The sequence below is a fragment of the Bacillus cereus genome (assembly GCF_002561295.1).
GTDB classification, from domain to species: domain Bacteria; phylum Bacillota; class Bacilli; order Bacillales; family Bacillaceae_G; genus Bacillus_A; species Bacillus_A cereus_S.
Genome location: NZ_NTUG01000007.1, coordinates 1 through 14,304, shown reverse-complemented (window position 1 = coordinate 14,304; position 14,304 = coordinate 1). Strand labels below are relative to the sequence as shown.

Here is a 14,304-nt window from a genome sequence, read left to right as displayed (position 1 = left end):
TTATCCTCTTTTCCATCTTGTACCTTGGGCTGTATCTTCTAAAATAATATTACGCTCTTTTAAATCATCACGAATTTGATCAGACAATGCAAAGTCACGGTTTTTACGAGCCTCAATACGTTTTTGAATTAATGCTTCAATCTCTTCATCAAGCAATTCTTCTTTTGTTAATTCTAAACCTAAAATACCAAATAACGTTTCAAACTGTTTTACATACGCCTCAATTACAACTTTTGATGTATGTTCTTCTAATAGATATTGATTTGCGTGGTTTGCTAAATTGTATAGCTCAGTTATCGCATTTGCTGTATTAAAATCATCATTCATAGCTTCTTCAAACGCTAACTGGAATTTCTCTATTTCAACTAACCACTTCTCATTATGATCTGTTAAATCCGTGCTACTTTCCATACGGTGCTTTAAGTTTCCATACGCTGTTTTAATACGCTCTAATCCGTTATTCGTACTCTGTAATAACTCTTCGCTAAAGTTAATTGGGTGGCGATAGTGTACAGATAACATAAAGAAGCGAATTAACTGCGGGTCATATTGCTTAATAATGTCATGAACTAAAATGAAGTTCCCTAATGATTTAGACATTTTTTCATTGTTAATATTAATATATCCATTATGCATCCAATAACGTGCAAATGTTTTTCCCGTCAACGCTTCTGATTGAGCAATCTCATTTTCATGGTGAGGGAAAGTTAAATCTTGCCCACCAGCATGAATATCAATTGTATCACCTAAATATTTACGCGCCATTGCTGAGCATTCAATATGCCACCCTGGTCGACCTTTCCCCCAAGGGCTCTCCCAGAAGATTTCGCCTTCCTTTGCAGCCTTCCATAAAGCAAAGTCTAGTGGGTCTTGTTTCTTTTCCCCAACTTCAATACGTGCACCGTGGCGCAGGTCTGCAATCGGTTGATGAGACAATTTCCCGTAACCTTCAAACTCTTTCGTTTTGTAATAAACATCGCCTTCAGACTCATATGCATATCCTTTTTTCACAAGTTCTTCAATAAACTCAATAATGATATCCATATTTTCTGTTACACGAGGATGAACTGTAGCATGCTTGCAACCTAATGCAGTGACATCTTCAAAGTATGCTTCAACAAAGCGATCGGCAATTGTCGGAACATCCTCTCCTAGTTCATTTGCTGCTTTAATTAATTTATCATCTACATCCGTAAAATTAGAAACATACTGCACTTCATACCCTTTGTACTCTAGGTAGCGACGTACTGTATCAAATACCATAGGTGGCCTTGCATTTCCGATATGAATATAGTTGTATACTGTCGGTCCGCATACATACATCTTCACTTTATTTTCTTCTAAAGGAACAAACTCCTCTTTCTCACGCGTTAACGTATTATAAATGTGAATAGTCATTTTCATCCTTCCTTTCCACTTTTACTCCCAGTTGCTTTTTTAATCTTTCAAGTTCAGCTTCCATCACTTTTAATTTATCAAAAATTGGATCCGGCAGATCTGAATGGTTTAATTCCTGGCCTATCTTTACTCCATTTTGAATTACGACACGACCAGGTATACCGACAACTGTCGAATGTGCAGGAACTTCTTTCAATACAACAGAACCTGCACCAATTTTAGAATTCTCCCCAACTATAATAGATCCCAGTACCTTTGCACCAGTTGCAATAAGTACGTTATCTTGGATTGTTGGATGCCTTTTTCCTTTTTCTTTCCCTGTACCACCTAATGTAACTCCTTGATAAATCGTTACATTGTCGCCAATTTCGCATGTCTCCCCAATTACAACTCCCATACCATGGTCAATAAAAAAACGACGACCAATTGTTGCCCCTGGATGAATTTCGATGCCGGTAAAAAAACGACTAACTTGCGAAATGAGGCGTGCAATGAAGAAAAAATTCCGTTTATAAAAAGCATGTGCAATTCGATGTGCCCAAACCGCATGTAATCCAGAATAAGTTAAAATAACCTCAAAATAACTTCGCGCTGCTGGATCTTGTTCAAAAACGACTTCAATATCTTCTCGAAGCCTCTTAAACATCGATGTCCCCTCCCCTTTATGGGATACTTTTCTGAGTGAACCGATTTACCTCGCTATTCCCAGACAATCATACTTCCACCTCGATATTTAGCAAAAGAAAAAAGTTAAGTGAGAGATAAACTATCCGTAAAGCCCGATTTACAAAGGCTCATAATGAGTAAGGGATGAAAATGATACCTGCTAATTACATACAGTTTCACTTTATCGCTAATCCCCCTTACTTATTACCTAGTCTTTATCCATCTGTACAAAAATTCATACCTATTTACATGGTATAAAAAAAGACGCCTCTGTCAAATTGACAGAGACGCCTTTTAAGCGCGGTTCCACTCTGTTTAGGCTTAAATAAAGCCTCAAACTCATTATGATAACGGTTTATACCGCTTCTACTTACTTTGCGCCCTTACGACGTTTCACGAAACTCTTCGTTGTTCAGTAGAAGACTCGAAGGGGCATTTCAAAAATCCGCTTATAAACCACTTCCAGCCAAAAGGTGGTTCTCTCTGTAAAAAGCCTGATTTTCTACTTCTCCTTCTCGTCGCTTTCCTTTATTAGGTTTTTAAGTATTCTTATTATATTTCTAAATTCGCTAAATGTTAACCAATTACTTTATGAATACGATTTAAAACTTTCTCTTTTCCAAGAAGCGCAATTGCATTTGGAAGTTCTGGACCATGTGTTTGACCAGTAGTTGCAACACGAATTGGCATGAATAAGTTTTTACCTTTATGGCCTGTTCCTTTTTGAACAGCTTTAATCGCCTTCTTAACTGCTGCTGGTTCTACTTCTTCTAGAGCTTCTAATTCTGCAGCGAATGCACGAAGTACTTCAGGTACTTGCTCACCTTTCAACACTTCTTGTCCTTCTTCTTCATAGTCTACATGATCTTTAAAGAACATTTCAGAAAGCTCTACAATTTCAGCCCCAAAGCTCATTTGTTCATGGTATAAAGCAATTACATCATGAAGCCAAGCTTGTTCTTGCTCACTTGCATTTTCACTTACGCGACCAGCCTTCACTAAATGCGGTAAGCTTAATGCTACAACCGTATCTAAATCTTGCTTTTTCATATATTGGTTGTTCATCCACTTAAGTTTTTGAGAATCGAATAATGCAGGTGATTTTGATAAACGAGCTGCATCAAACATTTCAATAAACTCATCTTTAGAGAAGATTTCTTCTTCTCCTACTGGTGACCAACCAAGTAATGCGATAAAGTTAAAGATTGCTTCTGGAAGATATCCAAGCTCTTTATATTGCTCAATAAATTGAATAATAGATTCATCGCGCTTACTTAATTTTTTACGGCTCTCATTTACGATTAATGTCATATGACCGAACTGAGGAATATCCCATCCGAAAGCCTCATAAATCATCATTTGTTTTGGCGTATTAGAAATATGATCATCACCACGAAGAACGTGTGTGATTTCCATTAAATGATCATCTACTGCTACCGCAAAGTTATAAGTTGGAATTCCATCTTTTTTCACGATAACGAAATCACCAAAATCATTTGAGTGGAAAGCAACCTCGTCTTTTACGATATCCTTAAATGTGTAGTCGCGATCAGCGGGTACACGGAAACGAATACTTGGAATGCGGCCTTCTGTTTCAAATTGTTTGATTTGCTCTTCTGTTAAATCACGGTGATTCCCTGCATAACGAGGTGTTTCACCACGAGCAATCTGTCCTTCACGCTCTGCTTCTAATTCTTCTTCTGTCATGTAACATTTATAAGCTAAACCACGCTCTAATAAATCTTCATATAACTTCTTATAAATATCTAAACGTTCTGTTTGGCGATATGGTCCATATTCACCGCCAACATCAACACCTTCATCCCAGTCCATGCCGAGCCATTTCAAGTATTTTAATTGGCTTTCTTCACCACCAGCAACGTTACGTTTTACATCAGTATCTTCAATACGAATAATAAACTTGCCGTCTTGATGACGAGCAAATAAATAATTAAATAATGCCGTACGCGCATTTCCGATATGTAAGTGTCCTGTTGGACTTGGCGCATAGCGCACTCTCACTTGCTTTTCCATAATTGGTACACCTTCCATTCTTAATGTCAACAGATTCTATAATTGTACACCAAAAAAATATGATTATCCATCTTGCGAATCAAAAACAACTATTTTTTCTGTAATAATACAACAGCTTGAGAGGCAATCCCTTCTTCTCTCCCTGTAAATCCTAATTTTTCAGTTGTTGTTGCCTTCACATTAATATTGTCTATAGAAGTTTCTAATAACTCACTAATACGTTTACGCATGCTTTCGATATGCGGTGCCATTTTTGGCTTTTGTGCAATGATTGTACAGTCTAAATTACCTAACTCATATCCTTGCTCACGCACGAATTCCCAAACTTTCTGCAATAACACAGCTGAATCTGCATCTTTAAAGGCAGGATCTGTATCTGGAAAATGTTTGCCGATGTCACCTGCAGCAATTGCCCCTAAACATGCATCAGCAATTGTATGTAAAAGTACATCTGCATCTGAGTGACCTAATAAACCCTTTTCGTACGGAATCGTAATCCCGCCGATAATTAATGGTCTATCTTCTGCAAATTCGTGCACATCAAAACCTTGTCCAATTCGAAACATTTTACATCCTCCTCAAGCTAAACTACTGAATTCCATGATTTTATATCGATGAATTTATTAAGAAAAGCCCGGTAATTACCGAGCTTTTCTTAATATTATACCACCACTACTGTTCCTTCTGAACACGCAAGAAACTTTCGGCAATTACTAAATCTTCTGGCGTTGTTACTTTAATATTGTAATAACTACCCTCTACTACGCCTACTTCTTTCCCTATACGTTCTACAAGGCTTGCATCATCAGTACCCAGGAAACAACCTTGTTTCGCACTTCTATGTGCTTCTAGTAAAAGAGAAACAGAAAACCCTTGCGGTGTTTGTACCGCCCTCAACTGGGAACGTTCAACCGTTTCAACAACCGTATCCTGTTCTACTTTTTTCACTGTATCTTTAACAGGCACTGCACAAATAGAAGCACCCTTCTGCTTTGCTGTAGTTAATACAGCATGAATCATTTTATTCGTTACAAACGGACGTGCTCCATCGTGCACGAGAACGTAATCAACATCCTTTACATGTTGAACAGCGTTATATACGCTATCTTGCCTTTCAGCCCCACCCTGAATAAAATGCACATCTTTCTGAATGCGATACTTCTGTATTAACTCTTCAAAATAAGGGCGCTCTTCTTCATTAATTGCCATAACAATATTTTTACATGCTTTATCTTTTTCAAAGGCGCGTAACGTATGCACAATGATAGGAACTTCATTAATAAGCAAAAATAATTTATTTTTACCCGCACCCATTCGCTTCCCCTGACCTGCAGCCGGAATAATTAATGTATACATACTAATAACCCTCTAATTATAGTGCTTTTTCTAATGATTTACGCTTTGCAAAAATCATTCGACCAGCAGATGTTTGTAGTACACTCGTAACGAGTACATCAAGTTGTGAACCAACATATTGCCTACCGTCTTCCACTACAATCATCGTACCGTCATCTAAATAAGCAACACCTTGATTTTGTTCTTTTCCATCTTTCACAACATAAACACTTAATTCTTCACCAGGAAGTACAACCGGTTTAATCGCATTTGCTAAATCATTAATGTTCAAAACCGTTACCCCTTGTAGTTCAGAAACCTTATTTAAATTAAAATCATTCGTGACAACAGTACCACCCGTTATTTTTGCTAATTTTACAAGCTTACTGTCTACTTCTTGAATATCGTCGAAATCGCCTTCATAAATTTCTACTGGAATTGGCATTTCCTTTTGAATACGGTTTAAAATATCTAATCCTCTACGTCCTCGATTACGCTTTAGTGCATCTGACGAATCCGCAATATGTTGCAACTCTTCTAATACGAACTGAGGAATGACAATCGTTCCTTCTAGAAACTTTGTTTGGCAAATATCAGCAATACGACCATCAATAATCACGCTCGTATCAAGAATTTTCCAATGAGAAGTGCTTTTTTCTGCTACCGCTTCGGCCTCTTCATTTTCGCTATTAGTATTTTTCTTTTTACCCCCGCGTTGTGGTAATGTAAATAATCCTAATAATTCATTCCTCTTTTTAAATCCTACTTGGAATCCTAAGTAACCAAGTAAAAGTGTAAAGAAGATTTGTAATACCGTACTAATGACTGGAATTGTAAATTCACGAATTGGTATCAAAATTAAATATGCAACAATAAGACCTGAAATTAATCCTAGCGTACCAAATAAAACATCTGTTACAGGCGCTTTTACAAGAGCTTCTTCAATATGTTTAATAAGCTGAACAATATAATCTACAAGCCAAAATGTTGTTAAAAATAAAATAATTGCACCGATAATTGCACGAACATAGGAACCTTCAAGCAAAGGAATTGCACCAATGTTCAATACATTAATAACTTTAGGAATTAAATAAATCCCTAACGCTCCACCAATTACTAAAAAGAAGAGCTGTACGATCCGTTTTAACATCCAACCACCTCCTACTCATTATTAACCATTGTTTTGCTAATCAAAACGCCGAATGCAAAAGCGGACGTGTCTTTTCGTAAATTGTTTTATTTACCAATATATCATATCATATACCAAAAATGTGCTAGTGTCGTTATATTATGAAATCAATGTAATATTCTTAATTGTGTCTACTCATATATAGATGCTCTTGTATCCGTTTTAAGCCTTCTCGTATTTTTTTCGCCCGAACTTCTCCAATTCCTTCTACATCATCTAATTCATTTATACTTGCACGACAAACACCTTGCAACGTTTTAAATCGGTTAATCAAGTTTTCAATAATAAGAGGCGGTACCCTAGAAATTTTACTAGTAATCCTATATCCTCTCGGTGTAACACTTTCCTCTAAACTCATTTGCCCTGGGTAACCAAGTAATTTTACTAAATCACTATCTTCTAAAAGCTGCGCATTTGCAAGTTCCTGTAATTTTTTTAGGATTTGATAGTGATCTTGTGTCTTTTCTTGATAGTAGTCTTTAATTAATAATGCTGCCTCAGCTTCCAAATCAGCCAATAGCTCCGTAAGCTGTAAACGAATAAGCCTACCTTCTGTTCCTAGTTCATGAATATAACTTAAGATTTCATTCTTAATACGGAGCACCATCTCGACACTATGTAAGACATGGATCACTTCAGACATCGTAACAACTTCCTCAAACTCTAGGATACCCAAGTTCGTAATGCCATCATTCCATACTGCCTTATATTTTTCTAAAGTTTGAATTGCTTGATTTGCCTTAGTTAAAATAACCCCTATGTCTTTTAGTGTATAACGTAAACTTCCTTGGTATAGCGTAATGACGTTCCGCCTTTGTGAAATAGCAACAACAAGACTTCCTGTTTGCTTCGCTACGCGTTCTGCTGTACGATGACGCATCCCTGTTTCAATAGAATCAATAGATGCCTCGGGAACCAATTGTGCATTCGCAATTAAAATTTTACTGCCTGTCTCATTTAAAATAAGAGCCCCGTCCATTTTTGCTAATTCGTATAAACTAGCAGGAGAAAATGCACAATTAATATGAAATCCTCCATCAACAATACTTTTAATCTGATCATTATATCCAAGGACAATTAAACCACCTGTTTGTGCCCGAAGTACATTGTCTATTCCTTCTCGCAAAGGTGTCCCTGGTGCAACAAGCTGTAAAATATTGATCATACTTTTGACACGTTGCTTGTTTTCTTCCATAGCCTAGCCTCCTAATGTCAAACGAAGAGCCTCTCCTAAATTAGAAACACCAACTACTTCAATCCCATCAGGAATTGTCCATCCCCCTAGATTTTTTCGCGGGATGATGGCGCGCTGAAATCCTAATTTAGCTGCTTCTTGTACACGTTGTTCAATTCTTGATACCCTTCTTACTTCTCCAGTTAACCCAACTTCTCCTATCACCGCATCAGTTGGTGCAGTTGGTTTATCTCGAAAACTCGATGCAATACTTAAAGCAACCGCTAAATCAATTGCTGGCTCATCCAACTTTAATCCTCCAGCAACCTTTAAATACGCATCCTGGTTTTGTAATAATAAGCCTGCTCTTTTCTCTAATACTGCCATAATAAGTGATACACGATTATGATCAATTCCTGTAGCCATTCTTCGTGGATTTCCAAAGCTAGTAGGAGAAATTAACGCCTGGATTTCTACTAAAACTGGTCTCGTCCCCTCCATCGAAGCAACAACCGTAGAACCAGCAACTCCAACAGGTCTCTCTTCTAGAAAAATCTCAGAAGGATTTAATACTTCTGCAAGACCTAATTCCTTCATTTCAAATATACCCATTTCATTCGTAGAACCAAATCGATTTTTAACAGCTCGTAAAATACGATATGTATGATGACGGTCTCCTTCAAAGTAAAGAACCGCATCCACCATATGTTCTAGCATACGGGGGCCTGCAATTGCGCCTTCTTTCGTTACATGTCCTACGATAAAAATCGGAATTCCTTTCGTTTTTGCAAGTTTCATCAATTCCGCTGTACATTCACGTACTTGCGAAACACTTCCTGGCGCTGAAGTTACTTCTGGTAAATAAATTGTTTGAATGGAATCAATGACAACAAAGGAAGGATTCATTTCATCAATATGTGCCGCAATTCTCTGTAAATCCGTTTCCGAAACAACAAATAAATTACTCCCATTTACATGTAGGCGATCTGCACGAAGTTTAATTTGTTTTGCTGATTCTTCACCAGATATGTATAGTACATCATACGAAGAATCTGCTAATTGCGATGATATTTGTAGTAATAAGGTTGATTTTCCAATTCCAGGGTCTCCTCCAATAAGTACGAGAGAACCGTCTACAATTCCTCCACCAAGCACACGATTAAATTCCTGAAATTTTGTTTCAATACGCGCTTCTGAATTTGTCTCTACTTCTGTAAGACGCCTTGGCTTTGTTACTTCCGTTTGAATCGCATTTGCATAGTTAATACGGCGCGAGGATACAACCTGTTCCATTTCTTCAACAAGGGTGTTCCATTGTCCACATCCAGGACACTTCCCCATATATTTTGGTGACTGATAACCACATTCTTGACATATAAACTTTGTTTTCTTTTTAGCCATCTTGTTTTTTACTTCACTTCACTTTCATATGTAAACATGTATCTTTCTTGTACAAGAAAGAGGGCTATGATTTAGCCCTCTTCGTTTGTCTATACTTATTTTACCTTTTCTGCACTCCGAATGACAAATGATTCTCCTTCAGCATCAAAGACAACTTTCTGTCCTTTTTCAATCGCTCCTTTTAGAAGCTCTTCTGACAATCGATCTTCCACATGTTTTTGAATTGCTCTGCGGAGAGGACGAGCACCATATTCACGATCAAAGCCTTTATCAGCAATTGCTTCAATTGCTTTGCTTGTTAACTCTAGTTCAATCTCTTGTTCTTTTAATCGATTCACTAATTGATTAACCATAAGCGTTACGATCTCTTGAATATGTTTTTTCTCAAGCATATGGAACACGATGATTTCATCAATACGGTTTAAGAATTCTGGACGAAATGCTTTTTTCAATTCATCCATTACTTTACCCTTCATATCTGAATAATCACGGCCCTCATCTTGTACGTTAAAGCCAAGATGTTTATTTCGTTTTAGTGCTTCGGCACCAACGTTAGAAGTCATAATCACAATTGTATTACGGAAATCAACTGTACGTCCTTTAGAATCCGTTAAACGACCATCTTCTAACACTTGAAGTAAAATGTTAAATACATCTGGATGTGCCTTCTCTACTTCATCTAATAAAACAACAGAATATGGTTTACGGCGAACCTTTTCAGTCAATTGACCGCCTTCTTCATATCCAACATATCCTGGAGGTGACCCTACTAAACGAGAAGTAGAATGTTTTTCCATGTACTCAGACATATCAATACGAATCATTGCATCTTCATCACCGAACATAGATTCTGCTAATGCTCTTGCTAATTCTGTTTTACCTACACCAGTCGGTCCTAAGAAAATAAATGAACCAATTGGACGTTTTGGATCTTTTAAGCCAGCTCGTGCACGACGTACTGCTTTCGCTACAGCAACAACAGCTTCATCTTGGCCAATTACTCGGTCATGTAAAATAGATTCTAGATTCAATAATTTATTTGTTTCTGTTTGTGCAAGTTTAGAAACCGGGATACGCGTCCACGTAGAAACAACATTTGCAATGTCTTCTACTGTTACTTCTGAGTTTTCTTTTCCTTGCTGCTCTTTCCACTGACGTTTTGTATCTTCTAACTTTTCACGTAAACGTTGTTCCATATCACGTAAAGAAGCTGCCTTTTCAAACTCTTGGCTCTGCACAGCTGCATCCTTTTCTTTTCTGATTTCTTCAAGTTTCACTTCAAGCTCTTTTAAATTTGGTGGCGTTGTATAAGAACGTAAACGAACTTTTGAAGCAGCTTCATCAATTAAGTCAATTGCTTTATCAGGCAAGAAACGGTCTGTAATATAACGATCCGAAAGTTTTACAGCTGCATCAATTGCATCATCTGTAATAGAAACACGGTGATGTGCTTCATAGCGATCACGTAGTCCTTTTAAAATTTGAATCGACTCTTCTAAGCTCGGTTCATCAACGTGAATTGGTTGGAAACGTCTTTCTAATGCTGCATCTTTTTCAATGTATTTACGATACTCATCTAATGTTGTTGCTCCAATACATTGCAATTCACCACGTGCCAATGATGGTTTTAAAATATTAGATGCGTCAATTGCACCTTCTGCACCACCTGCACCAATTAATGTATGAAGTTCATCGATAAATAAGATAATATTACCTGCTTGTCGAATTTCATCCATCACTTTCTTTAAGCGATCTTCAAATTCACCGCGATACTTCGTACCAGCAACAACTGTACCCATATCTAACGTCATAACACGCTTATCGCGTAATGTTTCTGGAACTTCATTATTTACAATTTGTTGTGCTAAACCCTCAGCAATTGCAGTTTTACCTACTCCAGGTTCCCCAATTAATACTGGGTTATTCTTTGTTCTACGGCTCAATACCTCAATAACACGTTGAATCTCTTTACTACGCCCAATAACAGGGTCTAAACGTCCTTCACGTGCAACAACTGTCAAATCTCGCGCTAAACTATCTAGTGTTGGTGTATTTGCATTTGCTGATGCACCACCTTGATGACCAGATGTAGCTTCATTACTTCCAAGAAGCTGTAATACTTGTTGTCTTGCTTTATTTAAACTTACACCTAAGTTATTTAAAACACGTGCTGCAACACCTTCACCTTCACGAATCAAACCTAGTAAAATGTGTTCTGTTCCGACATAAGAATGACCAAGTTTACGTGCCTCATCCATAGATAATTCGATTACTTTTTTTGCACGTGGTGTATAATGGACGGTTTGAGACATCTCTGTTCCACGACCAATTAATGCCTCTACCTCTTTTTGTACCTTCTCCGGGCTTAATCCAAGGGCAATCAACGCTTTAGCTGCAATTCCTTCACCTTCGCGTACAAGCCCAAGTAAAATATGTTCTGTCCCAATATTATTATGCCCAATGCGAATTGCCTCTTCTTGAGATAAAGCTAATACTTTCTGTGCTCGTTCTGTAAATCTTCCAAACATCATAGAAATCGCCTCCTACTTGCGCTCAATTTTGTTCAATTCGTAATCGTTCACGGATTAATGTTGCTCTTCGATAATCCCTTTCTTCTGCACTTAAAGAACCGCCCGCATATTGCTGTAAAATTCCAGGCTGAGTTAATACCATCAACTCTGTTAAAATATTTCTTGATATATTTTCTATATAACCAAGGTCAATGCCTAGCCGCATATCTGATAGGCAAGTAGCCGCTTCTGCCGATTGAATTAATCGACTATTGGCCAGTACACCGTAAGAACGATATACTTTGTCTTCAAGCTCTATACCTGAATTCTTCATAATTAATTCTCGAGCTACTCTCTCTTGTTGTATAATTTGATGAACAACACTCTCTAAATCTGCTATAATATCTTCTTCTGATTTTCCAAGTGTTATTTGATTAGAAACTTGAAATATATTACCTAAAGCTTCGCTACCTTCACCGTATATTCCTCTTACGACTAGGCCTAACTGTTGAATTGCTTGTATAATACGATTCATTCTTTTCGTCAAAACCAGTGCTGGTAAATGCATCATCACAGAAGCACGCAACCCCGTTCCAACATTTGTAGGGCAACTTGTAATATAGCCAAGTGATTCATCAAAAGCATATTCAACTGCTTCTTCGATCCAAGTATCCATTTTATTGGCGCTTTGCCATGCTTTGGATAATTGTAATCCTGAAAACAAACATTGAATTCTCACGTGGTCTTCCTCGTTCAGCATTATACTTATATGCTCACTTTCGGATAAAAGACAAGCACCAAATTCTGTTCCAGCAAGATTAGGACTAATTAAATGCTTTTCTACTAAAACCCTTCGCTGAATTGGTTGTAGTTCATTCATTTTTAATAGTTCAAAATTCCCAAAGGATTTCACTTTCTGATTTAAAAACTTTTCTTTAAATACATTAGTAATCTGCTTAGCCTCTTCATCCGTTTGTATGATAGGGAAATGATAATCTTTTAAATTACGAGCTAAACGAACACGACTACTTAAAACAATATCAGAATCAGGACCATCTCCCCTCATCCACGGACTAATCGCTTCGTTCATAATACGGTCCAGTGACATAGAATCATTCCCCCTTTCTATGCCCACCAAGCTGATTTTCGATACTTCGAATCTTATCACGTGTTTGAGCTGCTTTTTCAAATTCTTCTTTCTGTACACATTGCTTTAATTTTAGTTTTAGTTCATCTAATTCTTTCTTTAGATGAATATTTCCTCCCATGCGCTCTGGAATTTTTCCACAATGATGTGTATGACCACCATGAAGTCGCTTCAGCATTGGATTTAGTTGTCCCTTAAATGTTTCATAACAAGAAGCACATCCAAAGCGGCCAACTTTTGCAAATTGCTTATATGTCATATTGCAGGTTGGACATCGTAGCACGCTTGTATCTGAAAAACTATCCTCTTTGTTTTCAAACATTGCCGGTTCTCCATGTAGTAATCCAGCTAGTAAGTCGTGGAAGGAAAAACTAGATTGTGGTGATTGAAAGAAAGACGTATAGCCATTTTGCTCTGCACATTGCTCACAAAGATGAACTTCCGTCTTTTGTCCGTTTATCACTTTTGTGTAATGTAATGCTACTGGTCTTATGTTGCAACTTTGACAAGTCATCTTATATCCCCACCTTTACAATAGGAACGATTTACCTCATGATACTTTTTATACATCACTAGATTATTTTCTTCGCTTAATCTCGCTTGTAAAAAGCTCCACAATAAAATGAATTACCATTAAAAACATTTCTTAACAAAAGCTGTATTTATTTATATTTCAGTGTCCTTAACATTGCGCATAGTATTCGAGCCCTAAGTTCATCTCGAACAGGTAAATCCATCGATAATACAGATCGATCTAATACACTCAACATAAGTTTTGCTTCCCTACTTGTTACAATACCTTCTTCCACTAATCTTATGATGATACTTTCTGCATTTCCTTGCGCAATACTATGCTCAATCATATGAAGCATTTGATTAATAATGTCTATATCGTCATGCAATTTGACTTTGATAATGCGAATGTAACCTCCTCCGCCTCGTTTACTTTCAACTAAAAATCCTCTTTCTAACGTAAAACGAGTATTGATTACATAATTAATTTGAGACGGGACACAATCAAATCGGTCCGCGATCTCATTTCTCTTAATTTCAATCACATTATTATTGCTTAAGTCAATAACTTGCTTTAGATATTGCTCAATGATATCAGATATATTTCTCATTTATCCGCCACCTTTATTGACTTTGACTATCTTTGACTTTAATTATATACGTATTAAAAAAATTTGCAACTCTTTTGCTTCTTCACTATCCTAACCAAAATTTTTCTTCTTTAATCACTCAGTTTATTATTTAGGTCTGTTAAAAAATGCTACGATTGTAATTACTCAAAAAGTAAAAGACTTTTTTTTCGCTATTTATGAGTAGTTCATGAAAATCAGATTGATGAAGGTAAATCATTAGTGAGAAATGACGAAGTCCTTTACATATCAAAATATTTTTTAGTACACAAAAAAGACGAGTCAAAATGACTCGTCTTAAAGTTGCT

General features: G+C 37.0%; 12 protein-coding genes and 1 other annotated feature. All 12 genes read right to left on the bottom strand.

The window, feature by feature from the left end:
• A complete protein-coding gene (gene cysS, locus CN373_RS06445; RefSeq protein ID WP_000152247.1) occupies nt 1-1,398 on the bottom strand; it encodes a cysteine--tRNA ligase in 1,398 nt (465 codons plus the stop codon).
• On the bottom strand, nt 1,379-2,044 hold the full coding sequence (gene cysE, locus CN373_RS06440) for a serine O-acetyltransferase (protein WP_000476501.1): 666 nt from the start codon (nt 2,042-2,044) through the stop codon (nt 1,379-1,381). The genes cysS and cysE overlap by 20 nt, the downstream gene beginning before the upstream one ends.
• Nucleotides 2,045-2,344: 300 nt before the next feature.
• Nucleotides 2,345-2,592, bottom strand: a binding site (T-box leader).
• Nucleotides 2,593-2,640: 48 nt separating this feature from the next.
• Complete coding sequence (gene gltX / locus CN373_RS06435) at nt 2,641-4,098, bottom strand: glutamate--tRNA ligase (RefSeq protein ID WP_000415166.1); 1,458 nt, start codon at nt 4,096-4,098, stop codon at nt 2,641-2,643.
• A gap of 89 nt (nt 4,099-4,187) precedes the next feature.
• Nucleotides 4,188-4,664, bottom strand: coding sequence for a 2-C-methyl-D-erythritol 2,4-cyclodiphosphate synthase (ispF, locus tag CN373_RS06430; RefSeq protein ID WP_098358974.1), 477 nt, complete (start codon nt 4,662-4,664; stop codon nt 4,188-4,190).
• Between the two features lie 106 nt (nt 4,665-4,770).
• Nucleotides 4,771-5,454 carry a 2-C-methyl-D-erythritol 4-phosphate cytidylyltransferase gene (gene ispD / locus CN373_RS06425; RefSeq protein ID WP_000288296.1) on the bottom strand — a complete coding sequence of 228 codons (684 nt, stop codon included), beginning with the start codon at nt 5,452-5,454 and terminating at the stop codon, nt 4,771-4,773.
• A gap of 16 nt (nt 5,455-5,470) precedes the next feature.
• The gene (locus tag CN373_RS06420) at nt 5,471-6,583 is read right to left on the bottom strand and encodes a PIN/TRAM domain-containing protein (protein ID WP_000919688.1); all 1,113 of its coding nucleotides are present in this window, start codon (nt 6,581-6,583) and stop codon (nt 5,471-5,473) included.
• Nucleotides 6,584-6,743: 160 nt separating this feature from the next.
• Nucleotides 6,744-7,817, bottom strand: a complete 1,074-nt coding sequence (gene disA / locus CN373_RS06415) for a DNA integrity scanning diadenylate cyclase DisA (protein ID WP_000392160.1) — start codon at nt 7,815-7,817, stop codon at nt 6,744-6,746.
• A 3-nt stretch (nt 7,818-7,820) separates the two neighbouring features.
• Nucleotides 7,821-9,197 carry a DNA repair protein RadA gene (gene radA, locus CN373_RS06410; RefSeq protein ID WP_001085201.1) on the bottom strand — a complete coding sequence of 459 codons (1,377 nt, stop codon included), beginning with the start codon at nt 9,195-9,197 and terminating at the stop codon, nt 7,821-7,823.
• A 95-nt stretch (nt 9,198-9,292) separates the two neighbouring features.
• Nucleotides 9,293-11,728 carry an ATP-dependent protease ATP-binding subunit ClpC gene (clpC, locus tag CN373_RS06405; protein ID WP_000971191.1) on the bottom strand — a complete coding sequence of 812 codons (2,436 nt, stop codon included), beginning with the start codon at nt 11,726-11,728 and terminating at the stop codon, nt 9,293-9,295.
• Nucleotides 11,729-11,750: 22 nt separating this feature from the next.
• Entirely contained in the window at nt 11,751-12,815 is a 1,065-nt protein-coding gene (locus CN373_RS06400; protein ID WP_098358973.1) for a protein arginine kinase, read from the bottom strand.
• A 4-nt stretch (nt 12,816-12,819) separates the two neighbouring features.
• Complete coding sequence (locus CN373_RS06395; RefSeq protein WP_000128410.1) at nt 12,820-13,368, bottom strand: UvrB/UvrC motif-containing protein; 549 nt, start codon at nt 13,366-13,368, stop codon at nt 12,820-12,822.
• Nucleotides 13,369-13,516: 148 nt separating this feature from the next.
• Nucleotides 13,517-13,978, bottom strand: a complete 462-nt coding sequence (locus tag CN373_RS06390) for a CtsR family transcriptional regulator (protein WP_001244554.1) — start codon at nt 13,976-13,978, stop codon at nt 13,517-13,519.
• Between the last annotated feature and the right edge of the window lie 326 nt (nt 13,979-14,304).